18 protein-coding genes and 1 pseudogene are annotated in these 18,307 nt (G+C 72.8%); 11 read left to right on the top strand and 8 right to left on the bottom strand.

The window, feature by feature from the left end; translation table 11 throughout:
• The first annotated feature begins 7 nt into the window (after nucleotides 1-7).
• The 5 genes from FA582_RS14275 (at nucleotide 8) to FA582_RS14255 (ending at nucleotide 6,263) form a co-directional block, all read left to right on the top strand.
• On the top strand, nucleotides 8-979 hold the full coding sequence (locus FA582_RS14275) for a formylglycine-generating enzyme family protein (protein WP_033228764.1): 972 nt from the start codon (nucleotides 8-10) through the stop codon (nucleotides 977-979).
• A 49-nt stretch (nucleotides 980-1,028) separates the two neighbouring features.
• Nucleotides 1,029-1,439, top strand: a complete 411-nt coding sequence (locus FA582_RS14270) for a hypothetical protein (RefSeq protein ID WP_010147184.1) — start codon at nucleotides 1,029-1,031, stop codon at nucleotides 1,437-1,439.
• A 485-nt stretch (nucleotides 1,440-1,924) separates the two neighbouring features.
• Nucleotides 1,925-4,513 (top strand): GcvT family protein, encoded by a 2,589-nt coding sequence (locus tag FA582_RS14265; RefSeq protein ID WP_010147182.1) that lies wholly within the window; start codon nucleotides 1,925-1,927, stop codon nucleotides 4,511-4,513.
• Nucleotides 4,510-5,280, top strand: coding sequence for an electron transfer flavoprotein subunit beta/FixA family protein (locus tag FA582_RS14260; protein ID WP_010147181.1), 771 nt, complete (start codon nucleotides 4,510-4,512; stop codon nucleotides 5,278-5,280). Before FA582_RS14265 ends, FA582_RS14260 begins: the two co-directional genes overlap by 4 nt.
• The gene (locus FA582_RS14255; RefSeq protein WP_010147180.1) at nucleotides 5,277-6,263 is read left to right on the top strand and encodes an electron transfer flavoprotein subunit alpha/FixB family protein; all 987 of its coding nucleotides are present in this window, start codon (nucleotides 5,277-5,279) and stop codon (nucleotides 6,261-6,263) included. Before FA582_RS14260 ends, FA582_RS14255 begins: the two co-directional genes overlap by 4 nt.
• A 28-nt stretch (nucleotides 6,264-6,291) precedes the next feature.
• On the opposite strand, the gene FA582_RS14250 is transcribed toward FA582_RS14255, so the two are convergent.
• Nucleotides 6,292-7,227, bottom strand: a complete 936-nt coding sequence (locus FA582_RS14250) for an aminoglycoside phosphotransferase family protein (protein WP_010147179.1) — start codon at nucleotides 7,225-7,227, stop codon at nucleotides 6,292-6,294.
• A 43-nt stretch (nucleotides 7,228-7,270) separates the two neighbouring features.
• Here FA582_RS14250 and FA582_RS14245 point away from each other — a divergent pair, with 43 nt between their 5' ends.
• Complete coding sequence (locus FA582_RS14245; RefSeq protein ID WP_010147178.1) at nucleotides 7,271-8,998, top strand: cell wall-binding repeat-containing protein; 1,728 nt, start codon at nucleotides 7,271-7,273, stop codon at nucleotides 8,996-8,998.
• Nucleotides 8,989-9,132 carry a cell wall-binding repeat-containing protein gene (locus FA582_RS14240; RefSeq protein ID WP_237707492.1) on the top strand — a complete coding sequence of 48 codons (144 nt, stop codon included), beginning with the start codon at nucleotides 8,989-8,991 and terminating at the stop codon, nucleotides 9,130-9,132. Before FA582_RS14245 ends, FA582_RS14240 begins: the two co-directional genes overlap by 10 nt.
• Nucleotides 9,133-9,311: 179 nt before the next feature.
• Here the strand turns inward: FA582_RS14240 and FA582_RS17595 are convergent, their stop codons facing one another.
• The 4 genes and pseudogenes from FA582_RS17595 to pdhA form a co-directional block, all read right to left on the bottom strand.
• Complete coding sequence (locus tag FA582_RS17595) at nucleotides 9,312-10,196, bottom strand: dihydrolipoamide acetyltransferase family protein (RefSeq protein ID WP_338093008.1); 885 nt, start codon at nucleotides 10,194-10,196, stop codon at nucleotides 9,312-9,314.
• The gene (locus FA582_RS17590; RefSeq protein WP_147899853.1) at nucleotides 10,193-10,831 is read right to left on the bottom strand and encodes a biotin/lipoyl-containing protein; all 639 of its coding nucleotides are present in this window, start codon (nucleotides 10,829-10,831) and stop codon (nucleotides 10,193-10,195) included. The genes FA582_RS17595 and FA582_RS17590 overlap by 4 nt, the downstream gene beginning before the upstream one ends.
• Nucleotides 10,828-11,900: pseudogene (locus FA582_RS14225) on the bottom strand (alpha-ketoacid dehydrogenase subunit beta). The gene FA582_RS17590 and the pseudogene FA582_RS14225 overlap by 4 nt, the downstream one beginning before the upstream one ends.
• Nucleotides 11,848-12,975: a pyruvate dehydrogenase (acetyl-transferring) E1 component subunit alpha gene (gene pdhA / locus FA582_RS14220; protein WP_010147174.1), complete on the bottom strand. Its 1,128-nt coding sequence runs from the start codon at nucleotides 12,973-12,975 to the stop codon at nucleotides 11,848-11,850. Before pdhA ends, FA582_RS14225 begins: the two are co-directional and overlap by 53 nt.
• A gap of 109 nt (nucleotides 12,976-13,084) precedes the next feature.
• Between pdhA and FA582_RS14215 the strand changes: the two genes are divergently transcribed.
• Nucleotides 13,085-13,579, top strand: a complete 495-nt coding sequence (locus FA582_RS14215) for an Lrp/AsnC family transcriptional regulator (RefSeq protein WP_010147173.1) — start codon at nucleotides 13,085-13,087, stop codon at nucleotides 13,577-13,579.
• A 97-nt stretch (nucleotides 13,580-13,676) separates the two neighbouring features.
• Here FA582_RS14215 and leuE read toward each other — a convergent pair whose 3' ends face one another.
• The 3 genes from leuE to FA582_RS14200 all read right to left on the bottom strand — a co-directional run bounded on the left by leuE (nucleotide 13,677) and on the right by FA582_RS14200 (nucleotide 15,284).
• A complete protein-coding gene (gene leuE / locus FA582_RS14210; RefSeq protein ID WP_010147172.1) occupies nucleotides 13,677-14,327 on the bottom strand; it encodes a leucine efflux protein LeuE in 651 nt (216 codons plus the stop codon).
• A 304-nt stretch (nucleotides 14,328-14,631) separates the two neighbouring features.
• Nucleotides 14,632-15,024: a type II toxin-antitoxin system VapC family toxin gene (locus FA582_RS14205; protein ID WP_010147169.1), complete on the bottom strand. Its 393-nt coding sequence runs from the start codon at nucleotides 15,022-15,024 to the stop codon at nucleotides 14,632-14,634.
• Nucleotides 15,021-15,284, bottom strand: a complete 264-nt coding sequence (locus tag FA582_RS14200; protein WP_010147168.1) for a hypothetical protein — start codon at nucleotides 15,282-15,284, stop codon at nucleotides 15,021-15,023. The genes FA582_RS14205 and FA582_RS14200 overlap by 4 nt, the downstream gene beginning before the upstream one ends.
• Nucleotides 15,285-15,445: 161 nt before the next feature.
• Between FA582_RS14200 and FA582_RS14195 the strand changes: the two genes are divergently transcribed.
• The 3 genes from FA582_RS14195 to FA582_RS14185 all read left to right on the top strand — a co-directional run bounded on the left by FA582_RS14195 (nucleotide 15,446) and on the right by FA582_RS14185 (nucleotide 18,299).
• The gene (locus tag FA582_RS14195) at nucleotides 15,446-16,378 is read left to right on the top strand and encodes an NADP-dependent oxidoreductase (protein WP_010147167.1); all 933 of its coding nucleotides are present in this window, start codon (nucleotides 15,446-15,448) and stop codon (nucleotides 16,376-16,378) included.
• A gap of 70 nt (nucleotides 16,379-16,448) precedes the next feature.
• Nucleotides 16,449-17,384 (top strand): hypothetical protein, encoded by a 936-nt coding sequence (locus FA582_RS14190; protein WP_010147166.1) that lies wholly within the window; start codon nucleotides 16,449-16,451, stop codon nucleotides 17,382-17,384.
• 60 nt (nucleotides 17,385-17,444) lie between these two features.
• Nucleotides 17,445-18,299 carry a hypothetical protein gene (locus FA582_RS14185; protein ID WP_141567566.1) on the top strand — a complete coding sequence of 285 codons (855 nt, stop codon included), beginning with the start codon at nucleotides 17,445-17,447 and terminating at the stop codon, nucleotides 18,297-18,299.
• Nucleotides 18,300-18,307: the final 8 nt, after the last annotated feature.

Here is an 18,307-nt window from a genome sequence, read left to right as displayed (position 1 = left end):
GTGGACGATGACCGACGTGAGCGACCACTGCTGCAGCCCGGGCCGAGGGCCCGCCGCAGTCCAGCGACCCGTCGCCGTGCCCTCCGGCACACACCCGGTGCACGGGCGACATGCGGTCCCGCAGGTCGACGTGCCCGGCGGCACCTTCGCCCGTGGCGACGCGCACGGCGACGGCCACCCGGGCGACGGCGAGACCCCGGTCCACGAGGTCACCGTCTCCGGCTTCTCCCTCGACGCGACCACCGTCACCAACGACGACTTCGCGCGCTTCGTGGCGGAGACCGGCCAGCGCATCGAGGCCGAGCCCTTCGGCTTCTCCGCGGTCTTCCACCTGGCGCTCGCCGCGCGCCCGGAGGAGGTGCTCCGGCCGGTGCCGGGAGCGCCGTGGTGGCTGGGCGTGCGCGGGGCCGACTGGCGTCATCCGGGTGGGTCGCGCTCGGACCTCACCGGGCTGGGTGACCACCCGGTCGTCCACGTGAGCTGGAACGACGCGCTCGCCTACTGCGCCTGGGCGGGGCGCCGGCTGCCGACCGAGGCGGAGTGGGAGTATGCCGCGCGCGGTGGACTCGCCCACGCCCGTTACCCGTGGGGTGACGACCTGCTCGACCCCTCGGGCGCGTGGCGCTGCAACATCTGGCAGGGCGACTTCCCGCGCCGCAACGACCTGGCCGACGGCTACCTCACCACGGCGCCCGCGACGTCCTTCACGCCCAACGGCTACGGCGCCGTCCAGATGGTCGGCAACGTGTGGGAGTGGTGCGCCGACTGGTTCGACCCCGGCACCTACGCGCAGGTCGCGCGCGCGGGCCGCGCCGTCGACCCGACCGGTCCGGGCGCAGGCGGGTCACGGGTCATCCGCGGGGGCTCCTACCTGTGCCACGACTCCTACTGCAACCGCTACCGCGTGGCCGCCCGCTCGGCCAACACCCCGGACTCCTCGACGGGCAACACCGGCTTCCGCACGGTCGGCGCCGGCTGACTTCAGGGCGCCCACGTCACAGGCCGCCGGCCGCCGGACAGGGAGGGGTATGACGCACACGCACCAGGGCGAGGACGCCGAGGTGCAGTTCCGGCAGCTCTACGCCGAGACCGGGCCGGAGGTCCTGCGCTTCGTGCGCCGTGCCCTGCTCGCCCCGGGCCACTGCTGGTCCGAGACGGAGGGTGGAGGTGCGGCAGGTATCTCCGTCGCGACCGACGTGGACCACCGCCCGGCCGCCGACTCGCTTTCGCTCATGGACTTCGACGGGATGGCGCACGACCCAGGCGTGAGCGGCCTGGCCCCGGCCGTGGTCATGGCCGGCGGCTGGGTAGGGGATGACGTCACCGCTGTCACTCTCCACGAGCAGGGGCAGGTGCCGGTGCGGGCCACCGTCGCTGATGGCTGCCGCACCGCTTGGTGGCCCAGCGAGATCCCGGCCGACAAGATGCCGCCCACGTAGGGATGGCGGCCGACCTCACCCTGATCCACGGCGCGGGGTCGAGGGTGTCGCCCTCACCGAAGTGGCCAACCTCGAGGTCCCCTGGTGGCCCGAACCGCGCGACGCCCCCTGACCCAGATGGCTCTCGTGAGTCACAGATGCCACAAGATGCCGGGATATGGGGATCTGCCGGGGATATGCAGGGCGCACAGCCTGATTTCCTGGCACTGCGGTTCGCGTGGGGCTGATGTGCTGCGAGGGGGCAGTTCCTCGCGCCGACCACCTCGGCAGGCCCCATCCCCCCGCCCCTTCGCGTCGGCCGCGGAAAGCCCACCCTCGGGCCCATCCGGCCGAGGCCCGGCGGTGCCCTGCGGGCGGCATACTCCCTCGTCGTCGACCCACGCCACGATCCGGCCGCACGGATCCTTGACACCCCGCCCCGCCCGGGATGAGACTAGTTGCGTGATACGCGCATAGTTGCGCCATACGCACCACGAAGGGCGACCATGAGCACCTCCTCCCTCCCCGACCGCTGCGACGTCCTGGTCATCGGGGCCGGCATCGTCGGCAACTCGCTGGTCCATCACCTCGCCGAGCTGGGCTGGACCGACATCGTCCAGATCGACAAGGGCCCCCTGCCCAACCCGGGCGGGTCCACCGGGCACGCCTCCAACTTCATCTTCCCCGTCGACCACAGCCGTGAGATCACCGACCTGACGCTGGACTCGATGCGGCAGTACGACGAGATGGGCGTGCTCACCACCTCCGGTGGCATCGAGGTCGCCCGGACCGAGGAGCGGATGGAGGAGCTGAGGCGGCGTATGTCCTCGGCCAAAGCCTGGGGCATCGAGTCGCGAATGGTGACGCCGGCCGAGGTGGCCGAGCTGGTGCCCTTCCTCGACCCCGACGTCATCGTCGGTGGCTTCTACACCCCCAGCGTCGGCGTCGTCGACTCCCTCCGCGCCGGGACGATCATGCGGGAGAAGGCGCAGGCCAAGGGCGTGCTCACCACCGTCCCCAACGTCGAGGTCACGGGGATGACCGTCACCGAGGGTCGGATCAGCGCGGTGCAGACCGACAAGGGCGACATCGAGGCGCCGGTCGTCGTCATCGCCTGCGGGGTCTGGAGCCCACGGCTGGCACGGATGGCCGGCGCGCACATCCCGCTCACCCCCGCGGTGCACCAGATGATCTCGGTCGGCCCGTGCGAGCCGCTGGCGGAGAAGCCCGGGGAGATCAGCTATCCGATCATCCGCGACATGGACACCTTCTGCTACGAGCGCCAGCACGGCTCCGACATGGAGGTCGGCTCCTACGCGCACCGCGCGATCCTGCACGAGCCCGACGAGATCCCCTCGATCGCCCAGGCCAAGCTGAGCCCGACCGAGATGCCCTTCACCGAGGACGACTTCGACCCCCAGCTCGAGCAGGCCCTCGAGCTCATGCCCGAGCTGCTCGGCGACGAGCGGGCCGAGATCCGCTACGCCATCAACGGCCTGCTCTCCCTCACGCCCGACGGCGCGCCCGTGCTCGGGGAGACCCCCGAGGTCAAGGGGCTGTGGAGCTGCGCCGCCGTGTGGATCAAGGAGGGGCCCGGCGTCGGCCGGGCGGTCGCCGAGTGGATGACCCACGGCATACCCGAGATCGACCTGGGGCACAGCGACATCGCCCGCTTCTACCCTCACCAGCGCACCCGCGCCCACATCCGGGCACGCACGTCCGAGGCGTTCAACAAGACCTACGGCATCGTCCACCCCGCGGAGCAGTGGTCCAGCTCCCGACCGGTGCGCAAGAGCCCGATGTGGGAGAGCCAGCAGGCCCTCGGCGCGGAGTTCTTCGAGGCCGTCGGGTGGGAGCGGCCCCAGTGGTATGCCTCCAACGCGCCGCTGCTGGAGGAGTTCGGCGACGCGGTCATGCCGCGTGAGCACGAGTGGGACGCGCGCTGGTGGTCCCCGATCATCAACGCCGAGCACCTCGCGCTGCGGGCCCGCGGCGGCATCGTCGACCTCACCGCCTTCGCGATCTTCGACATCGTCGGCCCTGTCGCGATGGAGGCGGTGCAGCGGATCATCGTCGCTCAGGCCGACGTGCCGATCGGGCGGGTGGTCTACACCCCGGTCCTGGACGAGCAGGGCGGCTTCCGCTCCGACCTCACCGTCATGCGGCTGGCCCACGACCGCTTCCGCGCGGTCACCGGCGGGGCGCACGGCATGGTCGACGCCAAGTGGTTCGCCGACCACCTGCCCGAGGGGGCCTCCCTGGTCGATCTGACCTCGTCCCTGACGACGATCGGCCTCTGGGGCCCGCGGGCCGCCGACGTGCTCGGGGCGCTGACCGACGACGACCTGTCGCCGGAGACGTTCCGCTTCGGGACGTGCAAGCTCATCGAGGTGGGCGAGCTCTCGGTGCTGGCCTCCCGGATCTCCTACGTCGGCGAGTTCGGCTGGGAGCTCTACGCCCCGATCGAGACCGGTGCGGCGCTCTGGGAGCGGCTCGTCGAGACCGGGCGGGAGCACGGTGTGGTGCCGGTCGGGATCGGGGTCTACACCGCGACCGGCCGGATCGAGAAGGGCTACCGGGCCTACGGCGCCGAGCTCGACTCCGAGCGCACCCTCGCCGAGACCGGCATGCAGCGACCCAAGGTCAAGGACGCCGACTTCATCGGCAAGGCGGCGATCACCGCGCAGGCGCAGGAGGAGCCGAAGGCGGTCCTGTGCGCGTTGACCGTCGACGACCACACCAGCGCCAGCGGGGTGAAGCGCTACATGCTCGGCGGTGAGCCGATCCTCACCCGCGACGGCCAGACCCTCACCGACGGCCACGGCCACCACCCCTACGTCACCTCGGCGGCCTCCGCCCCGAGCCTGGGCAAGCACGTGCTCCTGGCCTTCCTGCCGCCCGAGCAGGCCGTCGTCGGCACCGAGCTGGCCGTGTCCTACATGGAGGAGCTCTATCCCGTGACCGTCGCGAGCATCGACGCGACGCCACTGCTCGACCCGGACAACCTGCGGGTCAAGGGTCGGTATGCCGAGCTCGAGCAGGCCGATGCCGACGCCTCGGCAGGCGCCGAGCCGGTGGGGGTGGCCTCCCGATGACCGACGTCCTGGTCTGCGTGAAGCGGGTGCCGGACGCCTCCGGCGAGGTGGTTCTGACGCCGGACGGCAGCTCGGTCGACGGCCGGTATGCCGGCTACACCATGAGCGCGCACGAGGAGTGCGCCGTGGAGATCGCGGCCTCGGTCGCCGGGGAGAGCGGCGGGTCGGTCACCGTCCTCACCCTCGGTGACGACGACAGCGTGGAACAGCTGCGGGCGGCGCTGGCGGTCGGGGCGCACGAGGCGGTGCGGGTCGACGCCGTGGCCGACGACTACGGCCCGGCTGACGTGGCCGCGGCGATCGCCGAGGTCGTGCGGTCCCGGGAGGCGAGCGGGTCGGGCTTCGGGCTCGTCCTCGTCGGCAACGACGCCGCCGACACCGGTGACCACCAGGTCGGTATCCGGCTGGCGCACCTGCTCGACCGTCCGGTGGTCGCCGGGGCTCAGCAGGTCGCGATCAGCGGGGACCGGGTGGACGTGCGGGTCGGGACGGCGGCCGGCACCGAGGTCTACGACCTGCCGCTGCCGGCCGTGCTCACCGTCCTGGAGGGTGGCGTGGAGCCGCGCTACCCCAACATCAGCGGTCGGATGAAGGCCAAGAAGGCGCCGATCGAGGTGGTCGAGCCCGCGGTGGTGCCGCAGGGCTCGGGGCGGCTCGGTCTGCGGGTCCTGCCGCCGCCGGAGAGCAACGTCGAGCTGCTCGGCGAGGGGGCGGCCGCCGCGCCGCGCCTCGTCGAGGTGCTGCGGGAGATGGGAGTCGTGCGATGAGCGTGCTGGTGGTCGTGGAGCCCGACGAGGGTGCGGAGGGCGGCCTGTCGGTCGTCTCCCGGGAGACGTTGACGCTGGCGCGGGCGATGCCGGGCGGGGCCGCCGGGCTGGCTGCCGTGCTGGTCGGCGGGGTGGGTGCTCCGGACGAGGCCGTCCTCGCGCACTGCCGGGAGCAGGGCGTGGACACGCTCTACGTCTGCGGCGACGAGCGGCTCGAGCGGTATGCCGCCCGCGCCTGGGCGAAGGTGACCGGCGCCGCCGTGGAGGCGGGCGGTGCGGCATACCTCGTCGCCGGTGGGACGCCTCGGGGCAACGAGGTGCTGGCGCACGTCGCGGCGACGCGCGGGGTGCCGATGGCGACCAATGTCGTGGCGGTCGTGCAGGAGGACCCGGTCGAGGTCGAGCGGCAGGTCGTCGGCGGCGCGGTCCTGGAGCGGGTCGCGCTGTCCGGCTCGCCAGCCATCGCGTCGGTCGCCGGGCACGCGGTGGTGCCGGAGGCCTCACCGACGCCGGGTGAGGCGCAGGTCGAGCAGGTCGCGGTCGAACTGACCGAGGCGGACCTGACGGCGCAGGTGGTACGGCTGGAGGCTCGCGAGGGCGGCGACACCTCGGCGCTGACCGGCGCCGACGTCGTCGTCGGCGCCGGTCGAGGCGTCGGGGGTGCGGACCGGTTCGCCGACGTCGAGGCCCTCGCCGCCCGGCTGGGCGGTGCCGTGGGCGTGTCCCGCGTCGTGACGAGCCTCGGCTGGCGGCCCCACCACGAGCAGGTCGGTCAGACCGGCAGCCGCATCGCTCCGGACCTCTACCTTGCCTGCGGGATCAGCGGCGCGATCCAGCACTGGGCCGGGTGCAGCTCGTCGAAGACGATCATCGCGGTGAACACCGACGGTGAGGCGCCGATGGTCACCCAGGCGAGGTATGCCGTCCTCGGCGACATGCACGAGGTCCTCCCGGCCGTGCTGGCCGAGCTGGGGGAGCCGTAGCGGACGGCGGCCCCATGGGTGCCGGCCCTCAGCCGGGCGCCAGGAGGTCGGCGGAACGCAGCCAGCGCTCCGCCTCCTCGCGGTAGCCGAGCCGGTGCAGCCAGACGCCGGTCGACACCCGCTCCACGAAGGCCCAGGCGTCCACCCGGTCCGGCTCCAGGCGCAGGCGGGCGCTCACCGACGCGACCTGGCGCCGGTGCCAGTTCCGCACCGCCGCCCCGCCGTCGGCCCCGGCGATCGCCTCGAGCTCGGTCATGAGGTCGCGCAGCACGACGCCGGCGTCGTAGTCGCGCTCGCAGAGGAAGCCGTCCGGGTCGATGAAGGCATACCCGCCCCCGGGTCGCTGCAGCGCGTTGAGGCTGTGCGCGTCGCCGTGGACGACCACGCGCTCGGGGTGCGGGTCCGCGACGAGGGCGCGGGCCAGGCGGCCCGCCCGGTCGAACGCCGAGGTATGCCGCTGCACCCACCCGCCCTCGGCGACCTCGGTCTCCACGATGGCGAGCAGCTGGCTGGCCTTCTCGCTCGGCTGCTCCGCCTGCGCCACCTCGGTCGGGAGCTCCCAGGCCGCCTCGAGCAGCCGCACGAGCACGTCCACCTGGGCCAGACCGTCCGGGGTCGTGCGCGCCAGCGACGGGCCGAGGCGCTCGAGCAGGGCGGCCCCGATCTGCGGGTCGTGGTCGAGCACCCGGCAGTAGCCACGGCCCCCGGCCGCCGTCATGACCCGCACCTGCTGGGTCAGGTCGGTGCCGGCGTCGTCGAACTTCACCGCGGCCCGCTCCGAGCCCCGGCGCACCTCCAGCACCGGCAGTCCGACCCCGTCGGTGTGCGCCCGCTCGATGACCAGCCCCCACCGGTGCACCGTCTGCGCGAGGGTCCGCGGGAAGGTTTCGAGGAGGGGTGCGGCCCAGTCCTGGTCCGCCCACGGCCGGGCCAGCGCCAGCGCCACGACGTCCGACTGCTCCACGGACGAGATCGTGCCAGACCCCGGCGACCGTAGAATCCCCGGTGTGTCCCTCCGTCACCGCCACGGGCGCCGCCGCCCGGAGATCGCCCTGCGTGCCTGTGCCGCCGCCCTGCTGGCCGGCGTGCTGGCCCTCACCGGGCTGCCCGCGACCGCGCTCACCGGGGACGAGGACGACCTCGGCGCGCGTGCCCTGCGGGACGAGGGGTGGAGCGAGCCGCGCATGGAGTTCGACGACCTGACCCCGGGCCCACCGGTGCTGCCGATGACCCCGCCGGTGACCGCGGTGACCCGTATGTACCCCTCCTACTACGCCGACGGCTGCCACGTGGGACGCACCGGCACGACCGTGCGTCCCGGCTGTGTCTACGGCGACGTCGACAGCGACGTGGAGGTGGCCGTCCTCGGATCCTCCAAGGTGGGGCAATACTTCCCCGCCCTCGAGGAGATCGCCCTGCGCGAGGGGTGGCGGCTGCGGATGTACACCAAGCTCGCCTGCTCCTTCGCCGACGAGCCCGAGCCGAGCTACCCCGAGTGCGACGCCTATAAGGCTGCGCTGCGCACGCACCTCCTCGCCAACCCGCCGGACATGGTCATCACCGGGGGTATGCGGCGCGACGTCGCCGACGGCTACACCCGCACCTGGACCTGGCTGCGCGAGCTCGGGGTGAAGCAGGTCGTGGCCCTCTGGGACTCCCCGGTCCCGAGCGACGGCAACCCGTCCGCCTGCGTCGCCGAGGCGCTCGAGGAGGGCTACAGCCTGCGCTCCTGCGTCGTGTCGCTGCCGGAGTCGCGCAGCGGCAACCCCTCGATGCGCGACGCGGCCGAGCGGGTGCCGGGCGCGCTCTTCGTCGACCTCCGGGACTGGGTCTGCCCCACGTCATACCTCAGCCCGCGGTGCGCCTCGGTGGTCGGGCGTGCCCAGCTCTACGGCAGCGGTTCGCACCTCGTCCCGAGCTACACCGCGACCCTCACCGACCCGTTGCACCAGCGCCTGCACGAGGCGGGGGTGGCGGCCTACCGTCCCTCGGTCGACCGGGTGGGCGGCGCGGACCGGTATGCCACCGCGGCGCTGCTCTCCCGCGACACCGAACCGGGTGGGCGGGTCTTCCTCACCAGCGGCCGCGACTTCCCGGACGCGCTGGCCGCCGCGGCCAAGGCCGGCGCCCGTGGGGAGGCCGTGCTGCTGACCGGTGGCCCGGCGCTGCCCTCGGTCACGCGCGAGGCGCTGGTGCGGTTGCAGCCGAGCGAGGTCGTCGTCGTGGGCGGCGAGGACGCCGTGCCCCAGAGCGTGCTGGAGCAGGTCGCCCGCCTGGCGCCCGTGGACCGAGTGTCGGGGGGCAGCCGCTACGAGACGGCGGCGGCCCTGGCCGGGATGGACCCGGTCGTGGAGCAGGGGAGTGTCTACGTCGCGACGGGAGCGGGCTTCCCCGACGCACTCGCGGCCGCGGCCCGTGCCGGGCAGCAGAGTGCTCCGATCCTGCTCGTGCGGCAGGACGGGATCCCCGAGGCCACCGCTGCCGCGCTGCGGCGCCTCGACCCGGCCCGGATCGTCGTGGTCGGTGGGGAGGGCGCCGTCTCCGACAAGGTCGCCCGGGAGCTGGGTGACCTCGGGCGCAGCGTGCAGAGGATCGGCGGCGCTGACCGCTATGCCACGGCCGCCCTGCTCGCGGGCCAGTCGGCCGAGGTGCTGCACGTCGGGCCGGCGTGTCCTTCGCCGATGCGCTCGCGGCCGGTCCGGTGGCGGCCGCGAAGGGCGGCGCCGTGCTCCTGACCGGCCCGGACAAGGTGCCGACCGCGACCCGCGAGGCGCTCGAGCGGCTCGGGCCCGAGCGGGTCGTCCTCACCGGTGGCTCCGGCGCCGTGAGCGAGGACGTGCTCAGGGCCCTGCTCCGCCTCGCCTCCTGAGGTCGGGAACTGCGCCGGCTGGCGCAACCTGAGCGAGCTGAGTGGGCACGAGGCACCATGGCACTGCTGTCGTATGGCGATTCAGCTTGCCCAGGTTGTGTGGCGGCCCGACAGCTGGCTCACGACCTCCGAGGCGGCAGCGGGGTGCTCGGTCCCGCGCCCCTCTGTCCCGTGCCGCCTCAGAGGTCGGCCAGCAGCGCGGCGGGTTGCTCGACGCAGTCGGCCACGAAGCGCAGGAACCCGCCGGCGGTGCCGCCGTCGCAGACCCGGTGGTCGAAGGTGAAGGACAGCTGGGTGACCTTCCTGACCTTGAGCTTGCCCCGGTGGACCCACGGCTTGTCCACGATCCGGCCCACGCCGAGCATGGCCGCCTCGGGGTGGTTGATGATCGGCGTCGAGCCGTCCACGCCGAAGACCCCGTAGTTGTTGAGCGTGAACGTCCCTCCGGTCAGCTCGGCCGGCGAGAGCTTGCCGTCCCGTGCCTTGAGGGTCAGCTCACGCAGCGCGGCCGCGAGTTCGGTCGTCGTCATGGCGTGCGCGTCGCGGACGACCGGCACCACGAGCCCGCGTGGGCTCTGCGCCGCGAAGCCGAGGTTGACCGCACCGTGGTGCACGATCTCGCCGGCCTCGGTGTCGACCGAGGAGTTGAGCGCCGGGTAGGCCGCCAGCCCCGCCACGGTGATCCGGGCCAGCAGCGGGAGCACGCCGATCCCGGCGTCGGGCCGGGCGGTCTTGAGCGCGTCCTTGGTCTTCATCAGCCGGGTGGCGTCGACATCGACCCAGGTCGTGGCGTCGGGGATCTCGCGGCGGGAGGTGCTCAGGCGCTCGACCATGAGGCGCTGGACGCCCTGGATCGGTATGCGCGTCGTCGCGCCGTGGCCAGATGGGCGGCCCGCGGCGCCCGCACCGGCGATGCGCGCCGGCCCGGCGTCCGGCCGGTCCGATCCACGCTCGAGGTATGCCGTCAGGTCGGCCCGGCGGATCACGCCCGTGGGGCCCGGGGGCACCAGGGCCAGGTCGACGCCGTGCTCACGGGCCAGCTGGCGCACGAGCGGGGAGATCACCCGCACCGCGCGCCCACCATCTGGGGCGCTCGGTGGGGTGGGTCCGCGACCATCTGCGGCGCTCGGTGGGGTGGGTCCGCGACCATTTGCGGCGCTCGGTGGGGTGGACGGGTAGTGGTCGCCGGGGTGGCCGGGGTGGCCGGGGTGGCCGCGCGGCGGCGGCGCCGGGCGCCGCCAGTGCGGCGAGCGGGGCCCTCACCCGCGCCGTAGCCGATGAGCGGGCGCTCCGGCTCGTCCTGCGAGCCACCGCCCGCCTCACCGGCGGCCTGGCCCTCGGGGAGCCGGGCGCCGGCCCGCTCCTCCTCGCGGTACTGCTCACCGTCCGCGCCGCCGTGGCCCCCTGGTGCGCCGCCGGAGGGCTGGGCGTCGTCACCGCTCCCCGCGCTGCCGTCGGCACCGATCTCGCCGATCGTGATGAGCGGCTCACCCACGGGGAGCACCTGGCCGGGCTCGGCGTGCACGCGGGCGACGGTGCCGGCATACGGGCAGGGCACCGACACCGCGGCCTTGGCGGTCTCGACCGTGACGACCTCCTGGTCGACGCCGACCACGTCGCCGGCGGACACGTGCCACTCGACGATCTCGGCCTCGGTGAGGCCCTCGCCGAGGTCGGGGAGCCGGAAGACCTGCGTCATGCCGAGACCTCCTGCGGGGTATGCGTGTGGTCGGGCTCGTCGTCCCACTGCAGGCGGGCGATGGTGTCGAGGACCCGGTCGACCCCGGGCAGGTGCGTGTGCTCGAGCTTGGGCGGCGGGTAGGGGATGTCGAGCCCGGTGACGCGCAGCACCGGCGCGGCGAGGGAGTGGAAGCAGCGCTCCTGCACCCGGGCCGCGATCTCCGCTCCCATCCCGGCGAAGCCCTGGGCCTCGGCGAGCACGACGGCCCGGCCGGTCCGGCGGACCGAGGCCTCCACGGTCGCGTCGTCGAAGGGCACGAGGGTGCGCAGGTCGACGACCTCGACGTCCCAGTCCTCCTCGGCCGCCGCGACCTCGGCCGCCTTGAGCGCGGTGGCGACCTGCGGGCCGTAGGTGATGATCGTGACGTCCGACCCCGTCCGGCGCACGGCGGCCCGGCCGATCGGCTCGGTCGTGGCGGGGAGCTCGACCTCGGCCTTGGCGTAGTACTGGCTCTTGGGCTCCATGAAGATCACCGGGTCGTCCGAGGCGATCGACTCACGGAGCAGGGAGTAGGCGTCGGCCGGGGTCGCGGGGGTGACGACGTGCAGCCCGGGGGTGTGGACGTAGTAGCCCTCGGAGGAGTCGCAGTGGTGCTCGACGCCGCCGATGGCGCCGGCATACGGGATCCGGATGACGATCGGCATGGGGAGCGCCCCGCGGGTGCGGTTGCGCATCTTGGCGATGTGGGAGACGACCTGCTCGAAGGCGGGGTAGCCGAAGGCGTCGAACTGCATCTCGATGACCGGGCGGAAGCCCTGCATGGCCAGGCCGACCGCGAAGCCGGCGATCCCGGCCTCCGCGAGCGGGGTGTCGACGCAGCGGTCCTCGCCGAAGTCCCTGGTGAGGCCGTCGGTGATGCGGAAGACACCGCCGAGCGCGCCGACGTCCCGAGGATGAGCACGTCGGGGTCCTCGGCGAGCGCGTCGCGGAGCGCGGTGTTGAGCGCCTTGGCGTAGGTGTGATCTGGGTCTGGCTCATCGGGCCTCCTCCATCTCCTCGGTGGTGACGTGGCTGTCGATCTCGCCACGCACCATCTCCCGCTGCTCGCGCAGCTGGGGCGTCGGCTCGGCGTAGACGTGGTCGAAGAGCTCGAGCGGCTCCACGGTCGGCTCGGCGTTCATGCGGGTCCGCAGGTCGGCGGCGAGGGCCTCGGCCTCGTCGCGCACCTCCTGGATGCGGGCGTCGTCGAGGTGTCCCTGCGCGACGAGGTATGCCTGGAGCCGGACGATCGGGTCCTGCCCGGTCCACTCGTCGACCTCGTCGGCGGTGCGGTAGCGGGTGGCGTCGTCGGCGTTGGTGTGCGCCTCCATCCGGTAGGTGTGCGCCTCGACGAGGACCGGGCCCTTGCCCGACCGGGCGTGGGCGTAGGCCTCGCGCATCACCGCGAGCACGGCGGCGGGGTCGTTGCCGTCGACCTGCTCGCTGCGCACGCCGTAGCCGACGCCCTTGTAGGCCAGTGCCGGTGCCCTGGTCTGCTTGGCGAGGGGGACGGAGATGGCGTACTTGTTGTTCTGCACGAGGAAGACCGTGGGCGCCTCGAAGACGGCGGCGAAGTTGAGCCCCTCGTGGAAGTCGCCCTCGCTGGTGGCGCCGTCGCCGATGAGGCACAGGGCGAGCGCGTCGGTGCCGCGGCGGGCGATGCCGTGGGCGGCGCCGGCCGCGTGGACCGCCTGGGTCGCCAGCGGCGTGCACTGGGGAGCGGTGCGGGTGGCCCGCGGGTCGTAGCCGCAGTGCCAGTCACCGCGCAGCAGGGTCAGGACCTGCACCGGGTCGATCCCGTGGGTGACCAGCGCCATCGAGTCGCGGTAGGTCGGGAACAGCCAGTCGTGCTCCTCGAGCGCGAGGATCGGGGCCACCTGGCAGGCGTCCTGCCCGCGGGAGCTGGGGTAGACCGCCAGTCGACCCTGCTTGGTCAGTGCGGTCGCCTGGGCGTCGAAGCGGCGACCGAGGACCATCGCGCGCCAGACGGCGAGCAGGTCCTCGGGTGCCGGCATGGCATAGCCGCGGGCCCGCGCCTGCTCGCTCGGCTCGACGGCGCTCCCGTCGGCGGCGAGCAGCTGCACCGGGTCGGGGCAGGGGAGCAGTTCGGTGATGTCACTCATCGTCGAGTTCCTCGGGTCCTCACGTAGACGTCTGAGGGCTATCGTGCCGCGTGACTGCACACTCGCACGACATCTGGCTGCAGATCCGGACGGATGGCATCATGGGCCGATGACTGAGCACCGTTCGTCCGACGAAGGATGGGTCCGTGGTGGCGAGGCCGGACAGGTTGCCGCACCCCTCGACGACACCGACCGCGCGATCGTCACCGAGCTGCGTCGCGACGGCCGCCTGTCGGTCCGCGCGCTCGCCGAACGGGTCCACATCAGCCGGGCGACGGCATACTCCCGGCTGGAGCGGTTGCACCGCGAGGGCGTCATCACGGGGTATGCCGCGAAGGTCGACTCGGACAAGCTCGGCCTGGCGACGGCGGCCTACGTCTCGGTGTCGATCGAGCAGGGGAGCTGGCGGGAGGTGCTCGGCGCGCTGGAGGCGTTGCCCGGGGTGGAGAAGGTGGCGCTGGTCGGCGCGGAGTTCGACATGCTAGTGGAGGTGCGCGCCCGCGACAACCACGAGCTGCGCGACGTCGTGCTCGGCCGGATCCAGGGGGTGACCGGGGTGCGTGCCACGCGGACCTGGCTGATCTTCGATGAGTGGGAGCGCTGACGGCCCTCACCGCCGGAGTGACCACGCGTTAGCACGACCTTCATCGGCGATCTTGCCGATGAAGGTCGTGCTAGGGCGACCGCGGTCCCGGCGGAACTCAGAGGGAGGTGGCGGCCAGCTTGACGCCGAAGCCGACGAAGACCACGCCGACGAGGCCCGTCAGGCCGCCCGAGGTGCGCCGGTGCCGCTGGAAGCCGCGGGCCAGGGCGGTGCCGGCGACGATGAGCGCGCCGAGGTAGATCATGCTCAGGACCTGCAGGGTGCTGGCCAGGACGAGGAAGTCGCCGAGCGGCCGGGGGGAGTCCGGGCGGAGGAACTGCACGAAGAAGGCGACGAAAAAGAGGATCGCCTTGGGGTTGAGCAGGCTGAGGACCAGGGCCGTCGTGAAGGAGGTGCCGCGCCGCGTGGGCGCGGCCGGGGCGTCGGCGGTGGCGGGGGCCGGGCGACGGATGGCGGCGATCCCGCCACGCACGAGTCGCAGCCCGATCCAGGCGAGGTAGGCCGCGCCGAGGTACTTCACGAGGCTGAAGACCACGGGGTTGCCCTGCAGCAGCGAGGCCGCACCGAGGAAGGTGAGACCCATGAGCACCGAGTCGCCGACGAAGACGCCGAGCGCGGCAGCCCAGCCGCGGCGCACGCCACGACGGGCCGCCTCGGAGAGCACGAACATCGAGTTCGGTCCGGGCAGCAGCACGATGAGCAGAGCGGCGACGAAGAACGTCCCGTAGTCAGGGATCCCCAGGAACACACGACCAGCGTAGGGCCAGCGGGCCTGTCCTGGAAAGTCCCGTGCCCACGGTCCCCGAGCCGTCTAGGGTGGCGACGTGGGCGACCCTGCCGACCCGACGTCATACCGGCTGCGACCCGGGCGTGAGGACGACGCGGCTGCGGTGCTTGCGGCGTTCCGGAGCGCTCCTGACATGGTGCGCCAGGCCCGCTCGACGACGTCCGGACCTACGGGCGCCTCGTCACGGACCCGTGGCCGACCGGGCGCCGAGTCGAGATGGATGGTCGGGAGGGCGGCGAACCACACACCGGCGGAGGGCGAGTAGCTAGCCCAGGGTCGGCCTGACGGTGAGGTGTCGCGCTCGCGCTGCGGCGGCCAGGCGGTCATCGAGGGTCGCCAAGGTCGACCCCGTGCGGAGCGCCGTGTCGAGAGCGCAGCAGTCAGGGAGCTTCAGCCCGGTCTCGACCCGGAGGGTCGCGAGGCGAAGGGGGTCGGTGTCCTCCGGGCTCGCGACGTCGATGCCGATGGCCCCTAGATCGTCCATCAGTTCTCGGCCTCGGCCGGATCGGACGCCGCCGACCAGGACCTCGGTGAGGTTGAGGGGGTGGATGAGCAGAGGCTGGCCCGCGTACTCCCTCAAGAAGGACGTCGCCGGGTCGTGGTGGGGGTCTCGTGGCTCAAGGTGGGCGATGACCAGGCTGGCGTCCAGCGTGATCATTCTGGCCAGTCCTCCCGGAGCTCAGCCAGGTAGCCGTCGCCGAACACGTCGACGTACTTGCCCCGGGTGGCCTCGACGGCATCCCTCCGTCGCACGGTCTCTTCCTCGATGCCCTGGTCGAGCGCCTCGCTCCCCATCTGGACGAGTCGCAGCAGCAGCCTGCTCCGCGGCTCGTCGGGCCAGCGCCGGGCGGCGCGATCCAGCGCAGCGGCGACAGCAGGTGTCTCGGTCACCTGGTGCCGCGGGCGGGTCGTAGGCATGGTCGCAAGTGTGCCACCGATGTCATTGGTGTTGCACCGGAAGAGTGTCCGTGGTCCAGGGCCAGTGCCGAGCGGTGTGGAATAGCCCACTGCCACCGGTGTTGTCCTTGGGGCGCGGCCGCGGCCGCGAAGAACCACCCCCGAACGTCAAGGAGAGTTCCATGCGCGCAGCCAGCTACGACACCTTCGGTGGAGCCGAGGTGCTCACCGTCGTCGAGCGTCCCGACCCGCCCGTCGGCCCGGACACCGTGCTCGTGCGAGCCCGGGCGACCAGCGTCAACCCGGTCGACTGGAAGATCCGCGAGGGCTATCTGCAGGGCGCCTACCCGCACCACCTGCCGATCATCCCGGGCTGGGACGTCGCCGGGGTCGTCGAGGCCGTGGGCCCGGCGGTCCGCACCGGCGTCGAGGTCGGTGACGAGGTATGGGGTTACGTCCGCCGCGACGACGTCGCCTTCGGCACCGCTGCGGAGCTCGTGCCGGCGCCCGAGCGCACCGTGGCCCGCAAGCCCGCCGGCCTGTCCTTCGAGGAGGCGGCGTCCGTGCCGCTCGCGGGACTGACGGCATACCAGGCGCTGACCGAGGCGCTCGCGATCCAGCCGGGGGAGCGCGTGCTCGTGCACGCGGCCTCGGGTGGGGTGGGCCAGTTCGCGGTGCAGATCGCCCGGAGCCTGGGCGCCGAGGTCATCGGCACCGCGTCGGCGGCCAACGCTGATCTCGTGCGCTCCCTCGGCGCGAGCGAGGTGCTGGATTACACCGCCGGGCCGATCGGCGAGCAGTTGGCGCAGTCCGGCGGCCAGGTCGACGCCGTCCTCGACCTCGTCGGTGGCGAGGCCATGTCCGACATCGCCGAGCAGGTCAAGGACACCGCTCGGGTGGCGTCGGTCATCGACGCCGAGCAGATGGCCACGATCGGCGGGCACTACGTCTTCGTCCGCCCGGACCGCGACCACCTCGACGCCCTGGCCGAGCTGGTCGACCGGGGTGAGCTGAAGGTCACGGTGGCGGCGACCTTCGAGCTCGACCAGATCGCCGACGCGCACCGCCTCTCGCAGGAGGGGAGCCCCGGAGGCAAGATCGCCGTGCGCATCTGAAGGGACGACGCGGCGCTCGTGTGTGAGACTGCTGCGATTCCCCGTCGGTCGATGCACAGTGAGGTGCTCCATGCCGCGGCCTGCACGCGCAGCCACCCTCGTTGGCCTCTTCCTGCTCACCGGGTGTGCCAACGTGGGCGCCCAGGGGCCTGACGCGCACGACACTCCCGCCGGTGCTCCCACCTCGCCGGAGTCCTCCGCGGCCACCTCGGCCGCGGAGGGTTCCACGGCCTCCGAACGCCCAGGTTCTGAGCCGTGGGCGACGACCACTGAGCCCTATCGAGGTCTCGAGGGCCGACCGAACCTGCTGGCCCTGGCCCTCGACGGATCCGACGGTGACGTCGTCACCTCGATGCGTCCGGACGCCGACGGGCTCGTCATCGATGTCGTCACCCTGGACGGCGGAGTCGTGACGACCGGCCGTGACAGTGCTGAGGCTGCCGCGTTCCGCTTCCCCTCCTACGCCACCGGCCCGCAGCCCCCGAGGGCGATCGTCCGGGTGCAGGAGGTCGCAGATCCGGGGGCGCTGCGGGTGGACGACCTCGACTTCACCTTCGGCGCCGACTTCGCGGTCGACGACCGTTCGGAGGGAGCCGGTGTCGACGGCGGCAACAACCTCATCCAGCGCGGGCTCGCCTCGGACGGAAGCCAGTTCAAGATCGACATCGACGACGGTATGCCGTTGTGCCGCATCGAGGGCGACGGGGGTGTCCTCGAGGCGCGGATCCACGAGGAGGTGCGCCCGCAGGAGTGGTACCGCGTCCGATGCGCGCGACGGGGCGAGGCCATCCGGCTGTCGCTGACGCCCATCACCCTCGTCGGGCCGACGGCGGTCGCCACCGCGAGCGGTCCCCTCGGGCGGCTCTCGTTCAGGGCCGGTCTGCCGCTGTCGATCGGGGGTAAGTTGGCGGCCAACGGCGCCGTCATCCGGTCGACGACGGACCAGTTCAACGGCCTGGTCTCCGAGCCATACCTCGTCGTTGCGGATCGAGACGCGGGCCGCTGAAGCGCCGACGTGCAAAGATTTATCTCTCGTCCCCGTGTCCGTGGCCCAGAGGAGCGACTCGTGCCTACACCTGCCCCGTTGCTGGCCGGCGTCCTCGGGGTGCTCCTCCTCGCCGGCTGCGGGGGAGAGACGGAGCCCGACCCTGGAGTGCAGGAGGATGCCGGTCGCGAGGCGGAGCAGGCAACGTCGGCCGCGCCCGAGGCCGCCACGGACGGGGGCAACCTGCTCGACGTCGACATCGACATCCCCGAGGGGAAAGCCCTGGACACCCTCCCGGTCGGGTCGGGGGCCCTCGACATCGACGCGGTGGCGTTGAACGGCGGGGTGATCACGGCCGACCGCGACAGCTTCGGCGAACCCGCGCTGCGCTTCCCCGCCTTCTCGTTGGACGACGAACCCCCGAGAGCGATCGTCCGGGTGACGCAGGACGCGTCGGGCGGGGTGCTGGACGTGGGTGAGGACACCTTCACCTTCGGTGTCGACTTCGCCCTCGACGCGGTGTCCTTCGGGACGACGGTCGACGGGGGCAACAACCTCATCCAACGTGGGCTGGCCTCCGGCGAGAGTCAGTTCAAGATCGACTCCGACGGCAGCAACGTCCTGTGCCGGGTCGCGGGCCTCGACGGGATCCTCGAGGCCCGGATCACCGCCGACCTGGAGGCGGGCGAGTGGTACCGCGTGCGGTGCGTCCGCAGGGATGAGTCCGTCGAGCTGTCGCTGGCTCCCCTGTCCGTCGTCGGGTCGACCGTCAGGGTGACGGAGGAGGGGCCGCTGGGCGCCTTGTCCTTCGAGGAGGGCGTGCCGTTGTCGCTGGGGGGCAAGCTCGCGGCCAACGGGGCCGTCATCCGTTCGGCGACCGACCAGTTCAACGGTGTCCTGGCTCAGCCCTTCCTGACCGTCGGCGAGGAGCGTTAGCCGGCGGT

Source organism: Serinicoccus profundi (assembly GCF_008001015.1).
GTDB lineage: Bacteria > Actinomycetota > Actinomycetes > Actinomycetales > Dermatophilaceae > Ornithinicoccus > Ornithinicoccus profundi.
This window is presented reverse-complemented; position numbering and strand designations above follow the sequence as displayed.

Excerpts from the sequence above, each read along its gene's own strand:
- FA582_RS14260 (WP_010147181.1), top strand. The coding sequence starts at position 4,510 with ATGACCGACGTCCTGGTCTGCGTGAAGCGGGTGCCGGACGCCTCCGGC.
- FA582_RS17590 (WP_147899853.1), bottom strand. The coding sequence starts at position 10,831 with ATGACGCAGGTCTTCCGGCTCCCCGACCTCGGCGAGGGCCTCACCGAG.
- FA582_RS14200 (WP_010147168.1), bottom strand. The coding sequence starts at position 15,284 with ATGCCTACGACCCGCCCGCGGCACCAGGTGACCGAGACACCTGCTGTC.
- FA582_RS14215 (WP_010147173.1), top strand. The coding sequence starts at position 13,085 with ATGACTGAGCACCGTTCGTCCGACGAAGGATGGGTCCGTGGTGGCGAG.
- FA582_RS14195 (WP_010147167.1), top strand. The coding sequence starts at position 15,446 with ATGCGCGCAGCCAGCTACGACACCTTCGGTGGAGCCGAGGTGCTCACC.
- FA582_RS14270 (WP_010147184.1), top strand. The coding sequence starts at position 1,029 with ATGACGCACACGCACCAGGGCGAGGACGCCGAGGTGCAGTTCCGGCAG.
- FA582_RS14190 (WP_010147166.1), top strand. The coding sequence starts at position 16,449 with ATGCCGCGGCCTGCACGCGCAGCCACCCTCGTTGGCCTCTTCCTGCTC.
- pdhA (WP_010147174.1), bottom strand. The coding sequence starts at position 12,975 with ATGAGTGACATCACCGAACTGCTCCCCTGCCCCGACCCGGTGCAGCTG.
- FA582_RS14275 (WP_033228764.1), top strand. The coding sequence starts at position 8 with ATGACCGACGTGAGCGACCACTGCTGCAGCCCGGGCCGAGGGCCCGCC.
- FA582_RS14205 (WP_010147169.1), bottom strand. The coding sequence starts at position 15,024 with ATGATCACGCTGGACGCCAGCCTGGTCATCGCCCACCTTGAGCCACGA.
- FA582_RS14265 (WP_010147182.1), top strand. The coding sequence starts at position 1,925 with ATGAGCACCTCCTCCCTCCCCGACCGCTGCGACGTCCTGGTCATCGGG.
- FA582_RS14255 (WP_010147180.1), top strand. The coding sequence starts at position 5,277 with ATGAGCGTGCTGGTGGTCGTGGAGCCCGACGAGGGTGCGGAGGGCGGC.